The 21,587-nt window shown below is 61.7% G+C and carries 20 protein-coding genes; 3 read left to right on the forward strand and 17 right to left on the reverse strand.

Features of this window, described 5'->3' with window-relative positions; translation table 11 throughout:
• Positions 1–55 precede the first annotated feature (55 nt).
• From Clow_RS03985 to dxr, 5 genes are all read right to left on the reverse strand, one after another.
• Positions 56–1,873 carry a gamma-glutamyltransferase gene (locus Clow_RS03985; protein WP_055176668.1) on the reverse strand — a complete coding sequence of 606 codons (1,818 nt, stop codon included), beginning with the start codon at positions 1,871–1,873 and terminating at the stop codon, positions 56–58.
• 111 nt (positions 1,874–1,984) lie between these two features.
• Complete coding sequence (locus tag Clow_RS03990) at positions 1,985–3,820, reverse strand: penicillin-binding transpeptidase domain-containing protein (protein ID WP_055176671.1); 1,836 nt, start codon at positions 3,818–3,820, stop codon at positions 1,985–1,987.
• 32 nt (positions 3,821–3,852) lie between these two features.
• Positions 3,853–5,007, reverse strand: coding sequence for a flavodoxin-dependent (E)-4-hydroxy-3-methylbut-2-enyl-diphosphate synthase (gene ispG / locus Clow_RS03995; protein WP_055176673.1), 1,155 nt, complete (start codon positions 5,005–5,007; stop codon positions 3,853–3,855).
• A gap of 155 nt (positions 5,008–5,162) precedes the next feature.
• Positions 5,163–6,299: a M50 family metallopeptidase gene (locus tag Clow_RS04000; protein WP_055176676.1), complete on the reverse strand. Its 1,137-nt coding sequence runs from the start codon at positions 6,297–6,299 to the stop codon at positions 5,163–5,165.
• Between the two features lie 42 nt (positions 6,300–6,341).
• A complete protein-coding gene (gene dxr, locus Clow_RS04005; RefSeq protein WP_055176679.1) occupies positions 6,342–7,538 on the reverse strand; it encodes a 1-deoxy-D-xylulose-5-phosphate reductoisomerase in 1,197 nt (398 codons plus the stop codon).
• A 163-nt stretch (positions 7,539–7,701) separates the two neighbouring features.
• Here dxr and Clow_RS04010 point away from each other — a divergent pair, with 163 nt between their 5' ends.
• Complete coding sequence (locus tag Clow_RS04010) at positions 7,702–8,127, forward strand: DUF2631 domain-containing protein (RefSeq protein ID WP_055176682.1); 426 nt, start codon at positions 7,702–7,704, stop codon at positions 8,125–8,127.
• Positions 8,128–8,266: 139 nt separating this feature from the next.
• On the opposite strand, the gene Clow_RS04015 is transcribed toward Clow_RS04010, so the two are convergent.
• The 3 genes from Clow_RS04015 to rlmN form a co-directional block, all read right to left on the reverse strand.
• On the reverse strand, positions 8,267–9,853 hold the full coding sequence (locus Clow_RS04015; RefSeq protein ID WP_055176685.1) for a hypothetical protein: 1,587 nt from the start codon (positions 9,851–9,853) through the stop codon (positions 8,267–8,269).
• Entirely contained in the window at positions 9,850–10,629 is a 780-nt protein-coding gene (locus tag Clow_RS04020) for an ABC transporter ATP-binding protein (RefSeq protein WP_055176688.1), read from the reverse strand. Before Clow_RS04020 ends, Clow_RS04015 begins: the two co-directional genes overlap by 4 nt.
• Positions 10,630–10,712: 83 nt before the next feature.
• On the reverse strand, positions 10,713–11,822 hold the full coding sequence (gene rlmN, locus Clow_RS04025; protein ID WP_055177545.1) for a dual-specificity RNA methyltransferase RlmN: 1,110 nt from the start codon (positions 11,820–11,822) through the stop codon (positions 10,713–10,715).
• Positions 11,823–11,916: 94 nt separating this feature from the next.
• On the opposite strand from rlmN, the gene Clow_RS04030 reads away from it, so the two are divergent.
• Positions 11,917–12,291 (forward strand): LapA family protein, encoded by a 375-nt coding sequence (locus tag Clow_RS04030; protein ID WP_245625697.1) that lies wholly within the window; start codon positions 11,917–11,919, stop codon positions 12,289–12,291.
• Here the strand turns inward: Clow_RS04030 and Clow_RS04035 are convergent.
• From Clow_RS04035 to rpsB, 5 genes are all read right to left on the reverse strand, one after another.
• A complete protein-coding gene (locus Clow_RS04035) occupies positions 12,288–13,169 on the reverse strand; it encodes a phosphatidate cytidylyltransferase (RefSeq protein WP_370871871.1) in 882 nt (293 codons plus the stop codon). The genes Clow_RS04030 and Clow_RS04035 overlap by 4 nt on opposite strands.
• 36 nt (positions 13,170–13,205) lie before the next feature.
• Positions 13,206–13,763 (reverse strand): ribosome recycling factor, encoded by a 558-nt coding sequence (gene frr, locus Clow_RS04040; protein ID WP_055176694.1) that lies wholly within the window; start codon positions 13,761–13,763, stop codon positions 13,206–13,208.
• A gap of 91 nt (positions 13,764–13,854) precedes the next feature.
• Positions 13,855–14,541, reverse strand: a complete 687-nt coding sequence (pyrH, locus tag Clow_RS04045) for a UMP kinase (protein ID WP_370871892.1) — start codon at positions 14,539–14,541, stop codon at positions 13,855–13,857.
• A 234-nt stretch (positions 14,542–14,775) separates the two neighbouring features.
• The gene (gene tsf, locus Clow_RS04050) at positions 14,776–15,594 is read right to left on the reverse strand and encodes a translation elongation factor Ts (protein WP_055176699.1); all 819 of its coding nucleotides are present in this window, start codon (positions 15,592–15,594) and stop codon (positions 14,776–14,778) included.
• Positions 15,595–15,789: 195 nt separating this feature from the next.
• A complete protein-coding gene (rpsB, locus tag Clow_RS04055) occupies positions 15,790–16,596 on the reverse strand; it encodes a 30S ribosomal protein S2 (protein WP_055176702.1) in 807 nt (268 codons plus the stop codon).
• Positions 16,597–16,934: 338 nt separating this feature from the next.
• Between rpsB and Clow_RS11355 the strand changes: the two genes are divergently transcribed.
• Positions 16,935–17,507 carry a M23 family metallopeptidase gene (locus Clow_RS11355; protein ID WP_082418519.1) on the forward strand — a complete coding sequence of 191 codons (573 nt, stop codon included), beginning with the start codon at positions 16,935–16,937 and terminating at the stop codon, positions 17,505–17,507.
• Here the strand turns inward: Clow_RS11355 and Clow_RS04065 are convergent.
• From Clow_RS04065 to Clow_RS04080, 4 genes are read right to left on the reverse strand one after another with little or no spacing between them, the layout of a single operon-like run.
• Complete coding sequence (locus tag Clow_RS04065) at positions 17,434–18,387, reverse strand: tyrosine recombinase XerC (RefSeq protein WP_055176708.1); 954 nt, start codon at positions 18,385–18,387, stop codon at positions 17,434–17,436. The genes Clow_RS11355 and Clow_RS04065 overlap by 74 nt on opposite strands.
• Before the next feature lie 11 nt (positions 18,388–18,398).
• Positions 18,399–19,583 carry a DNA-processing protein DprA gene (gene dprA, locus Clow_RS04070; protein WP_055176711.1) on the reverse strand — a complete coding sequence of 395 codons (1,185 nt, stop codon included), beginning with the start codon at positions 19,581–19,583 and terminating at the stop codon, positions 18,399–18,401.
• Positions 19,580–21,151 (reverse strand): YifB family Mg chelatase-like AAA ATPase, encoded by a 1,572-nt coding sequence (locus Clow_RS04075; protein WP_370871872.1) that lies wholly within the window; start codon positions 21,149–21,151, stop codon positions 19,580–19,582. Before Clow_RS04075 ends, dprA begins: the two co-directional genes overlap by 4 nt.
• Positions 21,141–21,515, reverse strand: a complete 375-nt coding sequence (locus Clow_RS04080) for a YraN family protein (protein WP_055176717.1) — start codon at positions 21,513–21,515, stop codon at positions 21,141–21,143. The genes Clow_RS04075 and Clow_RS04080 overlap by 11 nt, the downstream gene beginning before the upstream one ends.
• Between the last annotated feature and the right edge of the window lie 72 nt (positions 21,516–21,587).

The raw sequence follows: 21,587 nt of genomic DNA on the forward strand, positions 1-21,587 counted from the left end.
TCTTCCTGTGTGGAGGGTAAAAGGGAGTTTCTTCGGGTACTTTCTTTTGCTGTTTTTATCCGCCAGCCACGGCACCACCACGGCGAGAATCAGCGCCGCCTTCCCATTCCTGCCCGGAGCGGCGCACGATACCCGCCCCGCTATCGGCGTCGCTCACGCTCAACGGCTGGCCCCACTCGCGCAGCAACCTTTGCAGGGAACCCTGGCGGGTGAGGCTTTCCTCCCCGTGCATGGTCTCCGCATAAGCGCCGTTGCGGTTATCCGCCCCAAAGTTCGGCATAGCGATGGCCTCGGCGGGGCTGAGCCCCCACTGCGTCATCGCCACGAGGTTTTTGAGGTTATAGGAGGGAATCTTGCGCCCACCGGGGGAACCCAGCCCCAGCACGGACTCACCGGAGCGCACGATCAGCGGGGACATCATGGTCTTAGGGGTAGAAGCGTTGCGACGCCCATTGGGTGCCTCCGGGGCGGCGTCGGCCGTGAAGTTGTCCAGGGAGTTGTTGAGGAAGAAACCCTGCACCATGAGCCCGCTGCCGAAGTTGCGCTGCAAGGTGGTGGTCATAGAGGCCACATTGCCGTGCTTATCCGCCACCGTGATCTGGGCGGTGCCCTCCTCGTCGGAATCCCGGTAGCCATTGTGGCTAAAGCCCTCCAAGGCGGCGGGCTGCGGGTTATCTACGCTGCTCTTTTGATGAATCTCCCCTGCTTTAATTTGCAGGTATTCATCATTGGTAACCACCTGATCCAGGTAGGCCTGAGCGCGATCGGGATAGGCGGCGGGATCGTCCATCCAGGTATTCGCATCGGTGAAGGCCAGGCGTTCGGCCTCCGTCATGAGGTGCGCCGCCGTGGCGCGAGCCACCTCGGTGCCCTCCTCCGAGTAGGGGTCCAGGTGGCCCAGATCGAGGTGGCGCATGATGCCCAGCGCCTCGGCCACTACCATCGTTCCGGTGGCCGTCGAGGGGCTACCACAGGCTTTCGACGCCGCGTATTCCGTGCACAGCGCCTCCCGCGACTCCACCGGGGCGGCGGCCTCACGCACCCACTCCTCCACGAGGGATTGGGAGTACTCCTCCCCTTCCGCCTGCTTCTGGAGCTCGGATCGAATCTTCTCCGCCATGTTCTCAGTCAAGCCGCCCTCGGCGGCCCACTCCTTAAGGAACTCCGCGTAGGGCTTATTGCTCAATTCATCGCCTGCCGCGGGGCGCTCCCCGCTGGCATTGCGCAGCACGGCGCCGGGCTGGGAGAGCCTAAAGGGGCGCTGATTACCATTGATGGCCTCAGCCAGGCGCTCACTGGCCTGGAACCCGGAGGTTCCCAGCTGATAGGCCGGGTCCACCAAATCCTCCAGGGACATCGTGCCGTGGTCCTCGTTGAGCTGGCGCAGCAGGCGCAAGGTCTGCGGCACGCCGATGCTGCTCATGGAATCCTCGGCAGCGTCGGCGGCCTCCTCATCGTTGCTCAGGCTGTGCACGATGGCGTTATAGGAGCGCGTTTGTTGCGTGGCGGCGTCGTAATATACCGCGATGGCCCCACCACCCGGCCCCGAGGATTGCGGTTCTACCAGGCCGAGCACCGCTTGGGCGGCCACGAGGGCGTCGGCAGCACTGCCTCCGGAGGCCAAAACGTCACAGGCGGCGCGGGTGGCGTCGGGATGCGTGGTGGCCGCCATATACGAGGCTGCCGTGGCGGCGGTATCGGACCCGTCCACCTCGCATTGAGAATGTTGCGCGATAGCGGCTTCCGAGGAGGAGGAACAGGCACTCACCCCCGCCCCGATTCCCAGGGTGCTCAGTGCAAGCGCGAGGGCGCGTAGCCCGCGATGGCGCAAAACAATCTCTCCCTTTGTTTCCTTGAGAAACTCTTTATGCACAGAGGTGTTCTGCGCTGACAGTTACCCGAAGATAGCAATGCTACTTAGGTCTGACAACCCTATCTCACACTACTGTGCTGCGTTTTTAGGAAAACAGGGAAAGATTAGGTACTAAAGTATATCCTCCTCCTGCTCCGGATTCTTATACTTATCCAGGGTGCTCAGGAAGTGATCGGTGATCTGAACCGATACCTCGGAACCGCCACCAAGTACCACGAGTGTGGCGAAGGCAATATCATCGCGGTAGCCCGCGAACCAAGCGTGCGAGCCTTCGTTGATCTCGGCCTCACCGGTCTTGCCGTAAATATCCCCCTCGGCCTTCATGCCCCGCGCGGTTCCTTGAGTCACCACGGCGCGCATGGAGCGGCGCAGGTTCTCGATGGCGCCCTGCTCCGGCGCCTCTACCTTCTCGCTCACCTTGGTCTCATGCCCAGTAATCAGCGTGGGCGTGGGGGTATGCCCCGCCGCCGCCGTGGCCGCGCTCAACGCCAAACCAAAGGGGCTGGCGAGGTCCAGGCCCTGCCCATAGCCCGCCTCCGTGCGGTCAAGCTCCGTCTCCCCCTGCGGCACGGAACCGGTAATCGTATCGAGCCCCGGAATCTCATAATCCAGCCCCAGGCCAAACTGCTTGGCGGTATCGGCCAATTCGCCGGGATTGAGCTTGGTGGAAATATCGGCAAAACTCGTATTGCAGGATTGCGCAAAGGCCTGTTCCAGGGGCACGCTACCCAGGGCAAACTGATTGTAATTCACCACCGTGCGGCCATAAATATCCATCGTTCCTGGACAGGGCACGATGGAATCCGCACTTAATCCCTGGTGTTCAAATCCCGCCGTGGCGGTAATCATCTTAAATACCGATCCCGGGGGATATTGACCACTCAGCGCAATATCACCATCCTTATCCGCCTCACCGGTTTGCGCCACCGCCAAAATCTGCCCCGTGGAGGGGCGAATGGCCACCAGCATGGCCTTATCCCCGGAACGGGTATTCACCGCCTCCTCGGCGGCGCGTTGCACGTCATAATCAATGCTCACACCCACCGCCGGGGCCACCTGCGCATCGTGGTATTCCACATCATCGAGGGAGGAACCCTGCTCGTTAACCACCGATACCCGCCACCCAGCGGCACCATCGAGGTCATCCTCCACGATCGTGCGCACGCGCGACATAATATCCGGGGCAAAATCGGGCTTGGGGGTCACCATCGCCGCCTCCGGGTTAAGCCGCACCGCCGACTCCCCGGCGAGCGCCTGGGTGACCTGCTCCGTCACGGCATCGGGAAGCAACGCCACCGAATAATCCCCCCGCGCGCTGCGCAACGTGCTCGTCAGGGACCCCGCCTCCACGGTGGGAACGGAAGGATCGGCCTCCTTGGCCTTCTTCAGCGCGTCCTCGATGGTGCGCGCGGTGCGCGCGGGATCGGAAAGTTCATCGGTATTAACCAGGAGGCGCTGCATGACTCCGGGGCTGAGCAGCGCCACCCCATCGGAACTGACCACGCTGGCGCGCTCGGCGGGCACCGGGCGTAGTTCCAAGTGCTGGTGCGCGCCCAGGGTGGGGTGCATGATCGTGGGCTGCCAGCGCACCGACCAATCCTCGTTTTGCCTGGTGAGCAGCATGGAGGATTCGTAGCTCAGCGTGCGATCACGCGGCAACTGCCATTCCAGGCGGTAGCGCGCCGTGGCGGATTGCTCGCTCACGTCCAGATCCTCCACGCTGGCCTGCAAGCCCTCGGCCTGCAAACCATCCACGCTGGCCTGAATCAGCGGCACCGCCGCCGTGGGATCGTCCAGGTAGCCACCCACCGCGTCCCAATCCTGCGCGGCGATGGCATCTAGAAACTCCTGTGCCACCGGGCGGGCATCCGCCGGCTTAGGGGTACAAGCCGTGAGGCTTATCGAAGCCGTGACCAGCGACAAGAGCAGTGCGGACAACCTTTTCATGGGGCTAAGGTTATCAGCACGCCCCCGGATTTTTATTGAGTGACGCGCACCTTCGAGCCCACGCCCGCGGCCTGAGCAGCGGCCAACTCTTCCGGGTCCATCTGCTCCACGATGCGCATGGCCTCCTCGATCAGGGTCTCCACGATCTGAGACTCCGGCACCGTCTTAATCACCTCGCCCTTGACGAAGATCTGCCCCTTGCCATTACCGCTGGCCACACCGAGGTCCGCATCGCGGGCCTCACCCGGACCATTGACCACGCAGCCCATCACGGCCACGCGCAGCGGCACATCCATCCCTTCGAGGGCGGCGGTGACCTCCTCGGCCAGGGTGTACACGTCCACCTGAGCACGGCCGCACGAGGGGCAGGAAACGATCTCCAAACCACGGGGGCGTAGGTTGAGCGACTGCAAAATCTGGTCACCCACCTTCACCTCCTCCTTGGGATCGGCGGAGAGGGAAACGCGAATGGTATCCCCGATGCCATCACCGAGCAGGGAACCAAAGGCCACGGCGGACTTGATGGTGCCCTGGAAGGCCGGGCCGGCCTCCGTCACGCCCAGGTGCAGCGGATAATCGGTTTGCGCGGCGAGCTGGCGGTACGCCTCCACCATCACCACCGGGTCATTGTGCTTAACCGAGATGGCGATGTCCCCATAACCGTGCTCCTCGAAGAGGCTGGCCTCCCACACCGCAGACTCCACCAGGGCCTCCGGGGTGGCCTTGCCGTACTTTTCCAGCATGCGCTTATCCAGGGAACCGGCGTTGACGCCAATGCGGATGGGAATACCCGCGTCGCCCGCGGCCTTGGCTACTTCCTTCACGCGCCCATCGAACTCGCGGATATTGCCGGGGTTCACGCGCACGGCGGCACAACCGGCGTCGATAGCGGCGAAGATGTACTTGGGCTGGAAGTGAATATCCGCGATCACCGGGATCGGGGACTTCTTAGCAATCGCGGGCAGGGCCTCCGCGTCCACCGTCTTGGGGCAGGCCACGCGCACAATATCGCAGCCGGAGGCCGTCAACTGCGCGATTTGCTGCAAGGTGGCGTTCACATCGTGCGTCTTGGTGGTGGTCATCGACTGCACCGAGATCGGATAATCCGAACCAACCCCCACCGAGCCCACCATGAGCTGACGGGTTTTCCGGCGCGGCGCCAGGGTGGCTGGTGGGGCTTCAGGCATACCTAGTCCGACGGGAATGGACAAGTTCTCATACTCCTTGAAGGGGCAATGCCGGGGCTTTCACCCTTGACATCGCCGTCGAATCAACACTCTTCGGCACTCTTGCCAACGCTCACGAGCATACACTGCCCGCTTTTGGTCAGGGGCCAGAGGCTTTACGGGAAAAGCCGCACCGGATTGACCACATCGGCCACCATAAACACCACACCCAAACTCAGCAACGCCGCGCCGATCGCATAGGTCACCGGCATGAGGCGGGTGTAATCCGCTGGCCCCGCCGGGGCCAATCCGCGCAGACGGCGCAGCCCATCGCGCACCTTCTCATAGAGCACCACCGCCACATGGCCGCCATCGAAGGGCGGCAGCGGTATCAAGTTAAAAATCGCCAGGAAGAAATTGAGGCTGGCCAGGAGCATCCAGAACATTCCCCAATAAGAACGCTCTACAAACTCCCCGCCCGCTCTCGACACCCCCACCACGCTCATCGGACTATCGGCGGCGCGCTCCGCTCCAAAGATAGAGGCCACCACCCCGGGAATCTTCGCGGGCAACTGCCCCAGGGCCTGCACGGTGGAGACCAGCAGATCCTTGGTATAAGAAGCCGTCACCCCGATAGCCTCCACCGGCCCAAAGGTGGCAATGGCATTTTCTACCGGGGCGGAGGCCACCCCAATCACGCCCTGGCCCTGCGGCCCCTCGGCCACCGGCACCTGAATCTCGCGCGTATTCCCCTGGCGCTCCACGCTCAGGGTGATGGTTTGGCCGGGACGCTGCCGAATATCAGCGGCTAACTGCCCAAAGTTCTGCGTGGCCTGCCCATCGAGGGCCACGATCCTATCGCCCGGTTCTATGCCCGCTTGCTGCGCGGTTCCCTCATTGACCTCGGCCACCACCGGGGTGTAATCGGCCTTGGGATTGGGCAGCCCGGAGAACATGGCCACGCCATAGAGAATGAGCACGCCCACGATGAGGTTCATGGTGATGCCACCCAGCAGCACCGCTATCCTCTTCCACCACGCCTTCTTATACATGGCATGTGGTTCTTCCTCCGGGGTGAGCGCGGGGTCCTGGGCCGTCATTCCCGCAATATCGCAGAAACCGCCAAAAGGTAAGGCTTTAAGCCCGTATTCCGTTTCACCCCGGCGGAAGGACCACACCTTGGGGCCAAAACCAATGAAGTAGCGGCGCACCTTCATTCCGCAGGCGCGCGCCACGGTGAGGTGCCCCCACTCGTGCAGGGCAATGGTCACCGCGATTCCCAGCGCAAAAAGCGCTATTCCTATCAGGCCCATCGGCTCTGTGCTCCCTTCCCCTTGTCCTCGGTGTGCTTGGTCTTAGCCTTGCTTAATCGTGGCCAGGAGTTCCTGTGCTCGTTGCCGCGCTTCTTTTTCCACGGCAAGCACCTCTTCTATCGTGTCTACCGTGGCAGCGGGAGCGGCCCAGGAATCGGCTTGGGCAACTACCTTCTCCACCACGTCCACGATCTGCGGAAAGCGTATTGCGCCCGCGAGGAAGTCCGCCGCGGCCTCCTCATTAGCGGCGTTATACACCGCGGGGAAGGTTCCACCGCGCCGCACGGCCTCGCGCGCCAATTCCACCGCGGGGAAGGCGGTATTATCCACCGGCTCAAAATCCCAGGAAAAGGCCTGAGAGAAGTCCAGCGGCGGCTCCGCCTCCGGCACCCGATCCGGCCAACCCAGGGCCAAGGCGATGGGCAACTTCATCGAGGGCGGGGAGGCCTGAGCGATGGTGGCACCATCGTGGAAAGTCACCATCGAGTGAACAATGGACTGCAGATGCACGGTGACGTCGATGGCATCGGGATGCACCCCAAAGAGCAACGCGGCCTCGATGAGTTCCAAGCCCTTATTCACCAGCGTGGCGGAGTTGAGCGTGTTCATCTGCCCCATCGACCAGGTGGGGTGCGCCGCCGCCTGCTGCGGGCTAACCTCCCACATCTCTTCTCGGGTGCGGCCCCGGAATGGCCCGCCAGAGGCCGTGAGCACCAGCCGCGCCACCTCCTGTTCCCGCCCCGATCGCAGGCACTGCGCCATCGCGGAATGTTCGGAATCCACAGGAACGAGCTGGCCGGGTGCCGCGGCCTTCAACACCAATTGGCCGCCGGCCACCAAAGATTCCTTATTGGCTAAGGCCAAGCGAGCCCCGGAACGCAGGGCGGCCATCGTGGCGGCCAGGCCCATCGAACCCACCAGGGCGTTGAGCACCACGTCCATACCCTTCTCCGCAGCCAGGGCCTCCACAAGGTCGCGGGCGGCGTCGGCACCGCTTATCACGGTGGCCCCCAGGGCCTCAGAGACCTCGCAGGCGGCCTGTTCATCGGCCACCGCCACGCGCTGCGCGGGTAATCCGAGGCTGCGTGCCTGGGTAACAATCTGCTGCGGGGCAGACCCACCAGCGGCGATGCCCACCACCTCAAAGAGATCGGGATTATCCGCGATCACTTCAAGGGCCTGGGTGCCAATGGAGCCGGTGGAGCCGAGAATAATGATGCGCTGTACCACGGCACCTATTGTTCACCATCGCCGTGGCGACTCATCCCCAGGGGGCAACCAAAAGATGGATTTCAGTGATCTACCAGGGGTGGAGTTCCGCCGCGAGTTCTTCCTGCCCTGCGCCTGTGGCACAATAACAGGCAGCACTTAAGCCCGCAGTATGTCTATAAGGAGAGATAACGTGGCTGGTTCCCACCACATCGAGCCTGAGATTCATCATGGCGTATCCACTTTGGATGAGCCCTCGGCCGCCTGGGGCTGGCACGACATCGGATTTCGTGCCACGCAGCTCTCCGGTTGGATCTGCGTCATCATCCTGCTGGGCTACAACTTCGGTAACCACAAGGGCCACGTGGAGACCATCTGGCTGTTCACCCTGGCCGCCCTCATCGCCGTGGGATTGCTCTTTCACGCTTTCCGCCCCAAGCTCAGCCAGGTGCGCACGCTGAGCTCCCACAACAAGCCTGTGGGCCACAAGGAGCCCGAGTGGGCTTACCTTCAGGCCACCCTGCAAGGCCCCTACGCCGAGCTCAGCGATAGCGAGTTGCGCGCTCTCAACATTGAGCCCTCCCGCGTGGAGAACCTGCGTTCTCTGCCGCAGCGCTAAACTGACGGGACCGTCAAACTACGGAATCGCTAAAACTACCCGCAGTATTCAAACCGCCGCAGCGCTAAAAGCGGTTTTTCTACAAAATAAAGGAGCCGGGCATGACGCCCGGCTCCTTTATTCGTGCACTACTGAGCAGTTAATTCACCCAAGAACGCACCTTGTTATATATCTCCGGCCAGGTATCCTCCAACTTCGCCGTGGTCTGGCGGATGATAAAGAGATAGCAAACCAGCGGGATAGCCACGCACACCAGCCCACCCAACGCCATGAGCCATATCTGTTTATCCTGGCTCCACCCCAGCGCCATAAGCACGATTCCGGGAATCAGGGGCAACCAGCCCAGGAAGAGAAAGGCAAAAGAACTCACCATCGCAGAGGAAGAATAACCCGAACGATCCGACCACGGATTCGTGCCCGGCTTCGAGGCAGCAAAGGGGTTATTCACGGTGAGCCACAAGCCCATCCCCGCAGCGCTGAGCACCAAACCCAGGCCCGCCAACACCACCAGGGTGGTCACTCCCCGATCCGGCATGAAGATGAAGAGGATCAAGGAATACACCAGGAAAACAACGGCGGGAATCAACATGGAACCAGCGTGACGGGCAAGCAACAGGGTACGCGGCGGTATTCCACTCATAATGTGCAGCCACCCGCCGGGACCATCAAAGCCGAAGTCATTATTAGCCATGCCCGTCAAGATCAGGCACAGAATAGCCAAGCCCATGTAAGCCGAAAAGGAAGTTTGAGTGAGGCCCTGGTAGAGGAAGAAAATCGAAAATACCGGCAGCATAAAAAGCAGACTCTTCATGCGGCTATCTCGCCCCAGATACCGCACCGCGCGGGAAAACACCGCCGCACCGGGGCTATATCGCAATCCCGGCAGCACAATCTGCGGGAAAACATCTTCCGCGCGCTTCTTCTTTTTCTTCTGGCGTTGCTTGCCCACGTGCATCTGCGGCTCTTCCAAATCCTGCGCCACCCCACGCAGCCACAGCCACAGCACCGCGCCCAGGGTCAGCAGCGCTATCGCCGCCTGCACAGCGGCAATGCCCCACTGCCCGCTTATCGACGCCCCGATGGCCCCGCCCACAGCACCCAGGGGTGTCCAGGCCAAAACCCGGCCGAGGGTATCCACGGGAATCTGTATATCGCCACCGGAAAACATAGAGAAAGCAAGAACCAAGGCGATAAAGAACACACCACCCAGCACCGCCATGCGATCCTTACCCATCGCCCCACGGCCTATTTGACGGTTAAGAACGCTACCGCCCACCACCGTGGTGCAAAGGGAGGCCACCAACAGGGGCACAGCGATCACGGCTACTGCTACAGAACCCGCGGCCGTTATCACGAGCAACCCCGTGAGCGCGGTGCACAATACCGCCAGAATAGAGCGGCTTTGGAGGAATATCACCCACCACAGCCCCGAGCGCAATTCCTGGGGAGATACCGGGAAGAGAGCCATATCGCGGGCAGTCACCTGCTGCTCACCGGAGGGCATCATCGCCTCAATCAACACGTAAGCGAACATGCCCAGGGAGATAAACAGCGGAATATAGAATGTTTCCCTCTCCTGAATGAAGAAGAACATGACGAGCCCTGTGGAAAGCATGCCCATGAGGGCGTAGAGGATCACCATAATCATCATGATGAGAATGGCGGGATTAGCCCGAATGGTGCGCCACCACAAGGTCGTTTGAAGTTTTAAGAGCGTGCGCGTCATTGCTGCGAACCTCCCAACCAAGTCAGGGAATCCCCGCTGGCGGCACCGCCCACGGCGTCCACAAAGACGTCGCTCAGCGAACGCCCACCGCGAACCTCCTCCACGCTTCCGGATACCTGCACCTGGCCCTGGTTGATGATGGCCACGTGGCTGCACAGCCCTTCCACCAGCTCCATCACGTGCGAGCTAATCACCACCGTGCCCCCGGAGGCGGCATAACTGCGCAGGAGATTCTGAATGGTGCGGCCCGATACCGGGTCCACGGCCTCCAACGGCTCATCCAAGATGAGCACCTCGGGGTTGTGGAGCAGGGCCAGGGCCAGCAGAATCTTCTTGGTCATGCCCGCGGAGTAATCCACCACGCGCTTATCCCCCGCCTCTTCTAGGCCCAGGGCGGCAAGAAGTTCCCGGCTGCGCTCCTCAACTACGGCCACCTCCATGCCGCGCAGGGCACCCACGTAGCTGAGCAATTCCGGCCCGCTCAGGCGATCAAAAACGGGCACGCCATCGGCCAAAAGGCCCATAGCACGCTTGACTTCCAGGGGTTGCTCCCACGTGTCGTAACCCGCCACCCATGTGTGTCCACGATCGGGGCGCAAAAGACCCGCGACCATAGAGATCATCGTGGTTTTTCCGGCACCGTTGGGCCCTACAATGCCGTAAATAGCGCCTCGGGGAATATCTAAATCAATCTGATTAACGGCAACGGTCCCGTTAAAGGCTTTACATAAACCGCGCACGGCCACGGCCTGCGCGGTGGGTTCGCCCTGAAGCATGAGGGGCACATCCTTTCCCTAGAAAGTTATGGTGCCCTTCATATTAAAATTGCAAGGTAAACAAAAGGTTAAGGCGAACGTAATTAGGCCGAGGCTTCGCGCTCCTCTGCCGCCAATTGCCCGCAGGCCGCCGCGATCTCCGAGCCCTTGGTATCGCGCACCGTGCACGGCACTCCCTGGGCAATCACCCGGCGCACAAACTCATTTTGCCGTTCCTTCGGGGAGGCATCCCATTCCGAACCGGGAGTGGGATTCAGCGGAATCACATTTACGTGCACCTTCGATCCCAGGGCCGCATGGAGCTTTTTGCCCAGCATATCGGCGCGCCAATCCTGGTCATTCTTATCCCTAATCAGCGCATATTCCACGGATACGCGGCGGCCGGATTTATCCGCGTAATAACGCGCGGCATCCAGAACCTCCGCCACGGGCCAGCGGTTATTCACCGGAACCAGGGTATCGCGCAGTTCATCGTCGGGGGTATGCAGGGAGATAGCCAGGGTGACGGACATATCCTCGTCCGCGAGTTTCCTAATGGCTGGGGCCAATCCCACCGTAGAAACGGTGACATTACGCTGCGAAATACCAAAACCCTCCGGCACGGGGCTAGTGATCTGGCGCACGGCAGAAACCACGCGCTTATAATTCGCCAGCGGCTCCCCCATGCCCATGAACACGACGTTGGAAAGCCGCCCGCCCTCCGCCTCCATCGTGGCGGCGGCATTGCGCACCTGATCCACAATCTCTCCGGTGGAAAGGTTGCGATCCAAACCACCCTGGCCCGTGGCGCAGAAGGGGCAGTTCATGCCGCAGCCCGCCTGGGAGGAGATACACAAGGTGGCGCGGTCCGGGTAACGCATGAGCACCGATTCCAGCAGGGTGCCATCGTGCAGCCGCCACAGCGTCTTTTGGGTCTCCCCCTCGTCCGTGGCCGTCTCATTCACCGGGCGCATCAGCGGCGGAAAAAGCGCCTCGCGCACCTTCTCCCGAGCCTGGGCGGGCAGGTCCGTCATTGTGCTGGGGTCGGCCTCATAGCGCCCGTAATAGTGCCGCGCAATCTGATTAGCTCGGAAGCGCGGCAGACCGAGGTCAGTAATTGCCGCGACGCGCGCCTCGGCGTCGAGATCTGCAAAATGCTTGGGGGGCATACCGCGCTTGGGCGCAGCAAATTGGAGCTTGATTGGTTCAGCCATGATGGGCACCATTGTTCCACCTCTTTGGCGGTGAATCTAATCCTGCGCACCCCGGTGTAGCCTCCCACCCACTCGGCACGATTGAATAGAGGGCATGGCTACCGATAAAGAAAGCACGCCCACCTACGATACTGCTGCCGACGCCCCCACCGCTGCTCCCGCTTCAGCCCCCGAGGTCGCAGAAATGCAGGGCTCCCCTGCCAAAACCTCCCCCGCCAAGCCCCAGCGCACCTTTGCCGCTACCACCTGGGCCGCCCTCATCATCGGCGCGCTGCTGCTGATTGTGTTGCTGGTCTTTATCATGCAAAACCAGCAATCCGTGGAACTTACCCTCTTTGCGTGGTCCTTTAGCTTCCCCGCCGGGGTGGGATTCCTTCTCGCCGCCATCGCCGGGGCACTCATCATGGCCCTCGTGGGTGGCGTGCGCATGATGGAGCTGCGCCGCCTGGCCAAGAAAAACTCCCGCTAGGTGAGCAATCCCCTGGTGACCAGGCTGAGCAACAGCCAGGTCACCATCGCCGCCGGGAGCAAACCGTCGAGGCGATCCATCATGCCACCGTGCCCCGGCAACATTCCGGACATATCCTTAATCCCCAGGTCTCGCTTGAACTGCGATTCCACCAAGTCACCCAACGTGGCGCAAACCGCCATGAGCAGGCCCATCGCTAGGCCGAGCCACCACGGGTGACCCAATAAAAACACCACGCACAGCACGCCGATGGTTGCACCGCCTATCAGCGAACCGGCGAAGCCCTCCCAGGACTTCTTGGGGCTCACGGCCGGCGCCATCGGATGAGAACCGAAGAATACCCCCGCGATATAGCCACCCGTATCCGAGGCCACCACGCAGGCCACGAAGGTGATAATGAACATCGGACCGGTGGCAAAATCCGATTCCAGGTGCGAGATGAGTGCCGCAAAGGAACCGAACATCGGTATCCACGTGAGTACAAAGAGTGATATTGCTACATCGCGCACGTAATTGCGGGCCCGCACGCTATCTACCTGGACAAAGAGTCTGCCGTACATCACCACCAGGGCCACGGCCACATAGGCCGCCGCCATACCGCCCACCCCCAGGGGCCAGGTGAGCCAGATCAAAAACTGTCCCCCCACCACCAGCACCGGGCGGCTAATCACATAATCGGCCTCTTTTAGGCGGGTACTGACCTCCCAGGTGGCTAGGCCCACGGCCAGGCTCACCAGGAGATACCAGCCGAAGGGACCCGCCAGCACCGCAGCTATCACCAGTGCGCCCAGCGCCACCCCCACGCCCACCGCGACGGGTAAGTTACGCCCCGCGCTATTTTTAGGTTTAAAGCGCTCAGCGCTGCGAGTACCGATCACGATGATGCTCCTTTCGGCTAACGGTGCAGAACCTCTTTAAACCTCCATCAGTTCCGCTTCCTTGTTGGCCACCACCTCATCCACCTTGGATACGTATTCCTGGGTGGTCTTATCCAATTCCTTCTCGGCGGCGATCACCTCGTCCTCGCCAGCGTCGCCATCCTTTTGCAGCTTCTTGAGCTGTTCCATTCCCTTACGGCGCACATTGCGGATAGCAATTTTGCCGTCCTCTCCCTTGGACTTGGCCAGCTTCACCATTTCTTTGCGGCGCTCCTCGGTGAGCTGAGGCACGGTCACGCGCAGCACGTGGCCATCATTCGTGGGGTTAACGCCGAGGTCGGAGTTGCGGATAGCGTCCTCGATCTCCCCCATGATGGAGGGCTCATAGGGTTTGACCAGAAGCATGCGCGGCTCCGGGACGGAGATGGAGGCCATCTGGGTAATCGGGGTGGGCACCCCGTAGTACTCCGCGATAACTCCGTTGAACATGGAGGGGTTCGCGCGGCCGGTGCGAATGGTGGTGAGGTCCTCGCGGGTGTGCTCCACGGTATTGCCCATGCGCTCTTCGGCTTCCATCAAAATCTCATCAATCATGGTTTGCTCCGCTCTCTTTGTGCTTTTGTTTTGTCAGGCCTCATGGCCACTCCATGAGGCCCTAATCTATCAGGTTTTGCCCCGTGAACTTCTAGGACTTCACCAGCGTGCCGATGCGCTCACCGGCCACTGCGCGTGCGATATTGCCCTCGGTTAGCAGGTTGAACACCAAAATCGGCATATCGTTATCCATGCACAGGCTAAACGCCGTGGCATCGGCCACCTTGAGGTTCTTCTCAATCACCTCGCGGGGGGTGATCTCGTCGTACAGCGTTGCCTCCGGGTTGGTGCGGGGGTCGTCGGAATACACCCCATCGACGGCCTTGGCCATGAGCAGTACCTCGCAGCCGATCTCCAAAGCACGCTGTGCGGCCGTGGTATCGGTGGAGAAGTACGGCATGCCCATGCCCGCACCAAAGATCACCACGCGGCCTTTTTCCAGGTGGCGCGAGGCACGCAGCGGCAGATACGGCTCCGATATTTGCGCCATATTGATAGCCGTTTGCACGCGGCACTCCACCCCCTCTTGGAGCAGGAAATCCTGCAAGGCCAAGCAGTTCATCACGGTACCCAGCATGCCCATGTAATCAGAGCGCGCCCTGTCCATGCCGCGCTGCTGCAATTGCGCGCCGCGGAAGAAATTACCGCCACCGATCACCACGGCGATCTCCGCTCCGGTGCTGGCCACCTCCGCGATCTGGCGGGCCACGTTCTCCACCACATCGGGATCAATGCCCACTTGCCCCCCACCGAACATCTCTCCACCGAGTTTCAGCATGACGCGGCGGTATCCTTCGCTTCTGGCGCTATCCTGCGGAGAGGTCACCGGGAGACTCCTTCTTAAATGTATGCGGCTGGCTTATCCCTGGACATTCTACCGTGCCACACTCCCCAGCCCCGGCTGCGGCACTCGCTCATTTACGCCTCACCCAAACGCGAATTATCCCCAGCCACGAGCAAAGGCCCGCGCGGATCACTCGATCACGCGCGGGCCTCTAGGAACCAAGCAGAATTACTGCTGGCCCACCTCGAAGCGAGCGAAGCCGGTAACGGTGATGCCGGCCTCCTTGGCCACGTCACCCACGGACTTCTTGCCATCGGCCACGGAAGCCTGCTCCAGCAGCACGACGTCCTTGTAGAAACCGTTGAGACGACCCTCCACAATCTTCGGGATAGCCTGCTCGGGCTTACCCTCCTCGCGGGTGATCTGCTCAGCGATGGAACGCTCCTTCTCCACAACCTCGGCGGGCACGGACTCGCGGTTGAGGTAACGCGCCTTCAAGGCAGCCACCTGCATAGCCACGGCGTGCGCAGCCTTCTCGTCCTCACCCTCGTAAGCCACCAGCACACCCACGGCCGGGGGCAGGTCAGCGGAACGCTGGTGCAGGTACACGGAGATGTTCTGACCCTCCAAGGTCACCGCGCGGCGCAGTTCCAGCTTCTCACCAATCTTGGCGGAGAGCTCCTGAAGCACGTCAGCAGCAGTCTTGCCATCGACGTCCACCGCGGCAAGCTCCTCGGCGGAGTTAGCCTTGGCGGCGGCAGCGGCCTCGGCAATCTTGGCGGTGAGATCTTTGAACTCAGCGTTCTTAGCCACGAAGTCCGTCTCGGAGTTCACCTCGATCATGGTGTTACCGGACACCGCGATCAGGCCCTCCAGGGCGTTGCGCTCGGCGCGCTTGCCCACGTCCTTGGCACCCTTGATGCGCAGGTTCTCCACGGCCTTGTCGAAATCGCCGTCGGTCTCATCGAGGGCCTTCTTGCAGTCGAGCATCCCGGAGCCGGTTATCTCGCGCAGCTTCTTCACATCAGCAGCAGTGTAGTTCGCCATTTTTGGGGCGATCCTCCTTGTGTAGAAACAGTTACCGTTGAAAATCGTAGCGGAGAAACGCCGTGCGCGTTGGCCACGATTCCCAAGCGTGTTTATGAGGGGGAATAAAGCAAGAGCCCTCGTGGTGCGCCACCGATATGATCGCGGCGTTCACCCGAGGGCCTACGCTTTTATGGGCGTGATACCCGGTGAGGCTTAGGCCTCCTGGGGAGCCTCAGCGGCGGCGTCGGCTTCTTGAGCCTTTTGCGCGTCCTGAGCTTCCTTCTCCTGGGTATCCCCAGCGGCTTCCTTAGCGGCGGCCAACTGGCGCTCCTCGCGGGACTTCTTGCCCTCGATAACGGCCTCACTCACCACGTGGGTGAGGATGTTCACAGAGCGGATAGCGTCGTCATTGCCCGGGATCGGGTAAGCAACGTCATCGGGATCGCAGTTGGTATCCAGGATAGCCACCACGGGGATACCCAGCTTGTGGGCCTCGTGAACGGCGATGTGCTCCTTGTTGGTGTCCACGATCCACAGAGCGGAGGGCACCTTGTTCATCTCGGCAATACCGCCCAGAACGCGCTCCAACTTCACGCGCTCACGGGTGAGCATGAGAACTTCCTTCTTGGTACGGCCCTTGTAGCCGTCCTCGGCGGCGTCCATAGCCTGAAGTTCCTTCATGCGGGCCAGACGCTTGGAAACAGTCTGGAAGTTGGTGAGCATGCCGCCAAGCCAGCGGTGGTTCACGTAGGGCATACCGACGCGCTCGGCCTCGGTCTGAATGGCCTCCTGGGCCTGCTTCTTGGTGCCCACAAAGAGGACGTTGCCGCCGTGGGCGACGGTCTCCTTGATGAACTCGTAGGCCTCATCGATGTAGGTCAGCGTCTGCTGAAGGTCGATGATGTAGATGCAGTTGCGATCGGTGAAGATGAAGCGACGCATCTTCGGGTTCCAGCGACGGGTCTGGTGACCAAAGTGGACACCGGCGTCGAGAAGCTCGCGCATGGTCACGACTGCCATGGTGTGCTCCCTTTCTTGTAAAAGTCTTTCGGTTTTAAAAGTGCAACAGGTTTTGTTGGTTTGTCCTGCGCCCTGGCGGTAAGGCTGTGGTACTCCAACACCCGGTGTGATGGCCGGGACCACGTCGGAGCGCTATGCCCTTTCCGCGCGTAGTCAGCATTTCTGCCCTGCGGACAGAGACACTGCTGTCGCACATACTAACGCCCCGTTCCCCGTACTTCAAACCGAACCCGTGGCTTTTCCACAGGTAAGCCCCCATGTTTCACTTCCGTACCACTATCCACAGCCCCTTCTTATCGCCCTTCCCACAACCTCCGGCGCGGTGCAGGCTATGCGTTATGACGCACCACCGCCTGCCCATCCCCATAACCCTCTGTGTGGCCCTCTGCACAATCTGGTTGCTGTTTTACGCCCCAGCCGCCCGCGCCTGGGTCTCTCCCACCACCCATGACGCACACCCCGGAGTAGTGCGTCACCCCTATCAACCGCCACAGCACAACTGGCTCTCCGGGCATCGCGGAGTAGACCTCGCCGCTGCGCCGGGCGATCCCATTTACGCCGCAGGGGCCGGAACCGTGGCCTTCGTGGGCGTGGTGGCAGGAAGCCCGATTATCTCCATCGACCACGTCGAGGGAATCCGCACCACCTATCAACCAGTCCACGCCCAGGTAGAGCGTGGCGACGCCGTGGCAGAAGGACAGATCATCGGCACCCTCGGTGGTATCCCCGCGCAGAGACATTCCGCTGATTCAGGCCTGCATTGGGGCGCGCGGATTTTGCCTACCGACGACCGCTATATCAATCCACTCAGCCTGCTACCCACACCGATTATCCGCCTCAAGCCCGTGGATGGGCCTGCTCGTAGACCTTCCGCAAACGCTGAGAACTCACGTGGGTATACACCTGCGTAGTCTGCATAGAGGAATGACCCAGCAATTCCTGTACCTCGCGCAGATCGGCGCCGCCTTCAAGCAAATGCGTAGCAGCGCTATGCCGTAGCCCGTGTGGGGTTAATCCTTCCGCCCCTACCCCACCCGCGGCTACTTCCACGATGCGGCGCACCTGGCGCGGATTGATCCTGCCGCCTCGACTCCCCAAAAACACCGCCTCGGTGGGCTTAGACCCCTTCGCCCCCTTGGCGGCCAATACTGGGCGCCCCTCTCCCAACCACCTCTGCAAGGCCCGGCGCGCGGGCATCCCAAAGGGCACCACGCGTTCCTTATTTCCCTTACCCAGCACTCGCACCGTACAACCCGCTAGATCAAGCCGGGAAAGATCCAGCCCGCATAATTCAGAAACACGAATCCCCGTGGCATAGAGGAGTTCCATCATGGCGTGATTGCGTAGCCCCTCGGGAGTTTCTGTTTCCCCGGCAGCGCCCTTTTCGATCTTCCCCTCGTTTACTGCCTCCGGGTGGCCCTCCATTAATTCCTGCGCCTGGGTAGTACTGAGCACTTGTGGCAGCGTGCGATGCACCTTGGGGGTTTTCAGCCGGATGGATACGTCCGATCCCACATGTCCTTGGTCAAAGGCCCAGCGACAAAAGGCTCGGGCCGCAGCTGTGCGGCGCGCAATGGTGGATCGGCTCAGACCCCGCGTAACGGAATCGGCCAACCACATGCGCAAACCATTAAGGTCCAATTCCTTAAAAGAAGGGATATGCCCGGCAAGATCGAGCAGGTCATTGCGGTAGGCGCGAATAGTGGCCTCTGAGCGCCCCAAAACAAAACGCTGGTACTCCGCAAAATCCTCTACTGCCTCGCCCACCTGCGTACCCGCCGCCTTGTTCATGGCGCCCTATTTTAGGTGGGGTCGGTGGCTCCTTCCACGCGACGCCATTGGTCTCCATCGAGTATCACCAGGTTTTTGCTGCTCAAATCCACCAGCAGATGCACGGTGAGAGGAAGGGAAAGACCTGCACTGCGCGCTATCTCCTGAGTCTCTGCCGCCCCGGTGTCCGGGAGGGCGTCGAAAACGCGCAGTTCGTTGCGGCTGAGCGCCTGAATGGAATCGGGGGCGTAGGTGAGTTCATACTGTTCTTCCACATCCATCGCTCCTACGGCACTGAGCAAGGCGCGAATATCATCGGCGCTGGTGACCATCTGGGCACGGCCCTCACGGATCCGTTCGTGGCAGCCAAGAGACCCGGTTCCGGTAATCGGGCCGGGTACCGCCATCGCCACCCTCCCCAATCCCTCCGCCCAGCTCAGAGTGTTGAGCGCCCCGGAGCGCCAGGCGGCCTCCACTACCACGGTGCCTTGGCTCAACGCCGCCACCAGGCGGTTGCGGGTGAGAAAGCGATGGCGCTGCGGTGGAACCTCGGGCGGGTACTCGGTGACCACCGCCCCGGCTGCCGCGATGGAATCAAAGAGCCTACCGTGGCGCGCGGGATATACTCGATCAATCCCACAGGCCAGCACCGCGATGGTGGTCCCACCTGCGGCAAGGGCCGCCTGGTGAGCCTCGGCATCAATCCCCAAGGCCCCGCCGGAGACGATGGTCCAGCGATGTTGGCTCAATCCGCGCACCAACTGGGCGGTGGCCTGGGCTCCATAGCGCGACTGCGCTCGGGTGCCCACCACGGATACAGCCTGCGCACACAGCTGGGCAAGACTACCGCCGCGTACCCACAGCGCATGGGGTGCCACAGCGTCGGATTGGTAAGTGCGCACGTGTTGGCTCATGCCGGTGCGGGCAAAACCAAACGCGTGCTCTATTTGTTCGGTGGGCCATTCTTCATGGCCTGGGTAAATGAGCCGCGCTCTGTGCGCCTGCGCTATCTCTAGGTCCTGCTGTGCTCTATCCCAGTCATAACGGGTAGCGGTGTGGGCCAAGAGGTCCCCCACCCAGCGTTTTCGAGCACGTATTGCTTCGGCTATCTGCGGAGCCTCGCGCCCCTCGGCCAAGAGCGCCTGCACCTCCCGCGATGGCCCCTCCACCACCCGCGAGAGATAGGCAAAGGCTAGTTCTTCCTGTGTAAAGGTCATGTCTCCCCCTGTACCGATCCGTGGAGGTCTATCGCCTCCGTGATTTCTTTGAGTCCTGGGCGCGTACCACCGGAAAGATCGCTGAGCGTCCAGGCGATTTTGAGAGTGCGATCCACCGCGCGCTGGCTCAAACTCCCCTGAGCCAGATAGCCCTCTAACAGCGCCATCGCCTCCGGGGTGGCGGGAAAGCGACGTCGCAAAAGCGGAGAGGGAATCTCCGCGTTGCACCGCTCGGTGCGGCCGGCCTCCCGCCACCGCCGTGCGGCTCTCTCCCGCGCTTGTTTCACTCTGGCGGCAAGATCGGCGCTGCTCGGAGAGGAACCATCGGCACCCAGGTTGGACCCCACCGCGTGAGTACGCACCACGATGTCCAGTCGGTCACGCAAGGGGCCAGAAAGATTATCCAGGTACGTGGCCCGCTGTCGGGGCGCGCAGCGGCACAACTGTGGTTCGCTGGCCGCACAGCGGCAGGGGTTGGCAGCCATGACCAACTGGAAGCGCGCGGGAAAGAGATATTCGCGCTGCGCTCGCACCATGCGCACCTGGGCGTGATCCAAGGGGGTGCGCAGGCTATCAAGCACCGTGGCGGGTATTTCTGAGGCTTCGTCGAGAAAGAGCACCCCGTGATGGGCCAGGCTCACCGCGCCCGGCTGCGGGATACCGCTGCCGCCGCCGAGCAACCCCGCGCGTGTGATTGAGTGATGCGGGGCAATGAAGGGGGCTCGATATATCGGGCCGCAAAAAGACGGAGCCACCAGAGAATGTACCGCCGTGGCCTCCACTATCTGTTCCGCCGAAAGCGCGGGAAGAATACCGGCAAGACGCTGGGCAATCATAGATTTTCCCGAACCCGGCGGCCCGATGAGCATGAAGTGATGTCCACCCGCGGCGGCCACCTCGGCGGCGCGAATGGCCTGGGGCTGGCCCGCCACCTCAGCAAAATCCCCTATGCTCCGGGAATCAGAAGAATCAGAGCCTAAGCCCACAGGACCAGGCAGTGAGCACTCCCCTAATACCCACTCCATCGCCTCACTCAAGGTAACGGCCACGCGAATATCCAGCCCGGATACAAGCGCCGCCTCTGCCGCATTTCCTGGGGGAATCACGGCACTGCGCAACCCACCGCGCTGCGCGCTAAGCAAGGCGGGAAGCGCCCCGGAGATGGCGCGCAGGCTGCCATCTAGGGCAACCTCGCCCACAACCAGGGTGGAATCTAGGCGCTGCCGGGCGCGCTGTGCTTGCTGCCCACCCAACATGGCGCTGAGCACCGCCAAGGTGATGGCGAGGTCAAAGTGCCCGCCCGACTTGGGTAAGGAGGCCGGGGAAAGAGAAACCACCACCTTGGTGCGCGGCCATTCCAAGCCGCTATTGGCCACCGCCGTGCGAATACGCTCGCGCGATTCCCGCACCGAGGTATCCCCCAATCCCACCACCTGCATGCCGGGCAGGCCCCTACCAATATTGGCCTCCACCGTCACCGCGTGGGCTCTCAGACCGTGCAGAGCCACCGTGTGTGCCCGCCCCAACCTCGTAGTGCTAAGAAGCCCAGATACCAGCTCAGCAGGCACCGCGTTCTACCCCCTCGTAGTGTTCCGTCTCGAACACGGGGATACCGCAACGGTGCTCCGCTACGGTGAGCACCAGGACGTCGAAACGCACCGGTGTCCACGGGCGGCTCCGCAGCCAGGCCGAGGCCGCGCGGCGCAGGCACAATAATTTGCGGCGATCCACCGCCTCGGCTGCCCCAAAGCCACGCCCGCTGCGGGTTTTTACTTCCACGAACACCACGGTGCCGCCTGGTTCCTCCGCGATGAGGTCGATCTCGCCCACGCGGTAGCGCACGTTGCGGTCCAGGATTCGTGCCCCGCGTTCCAAGTAATAAGAGGCTGCGTAGTCCTCGCCTTGCTGGCCCAGCGTCATTGTTGTTGTCATGCCGCTCATGCTGCACCGCTCGCAGCGAGTTCGACAGCAAAGCAAAGCCGCCCTGTGGATAGCAGTGCCCTA

This window comes from Corynebacterium lowii, from assembly GCF_001412085.1.
GTDB lineage: Bacteria > Actinomycetota > Actinomycetes > Mycobacteriales > Mycobacteriaceae > Corynebacterium > Corynebacterium lowii.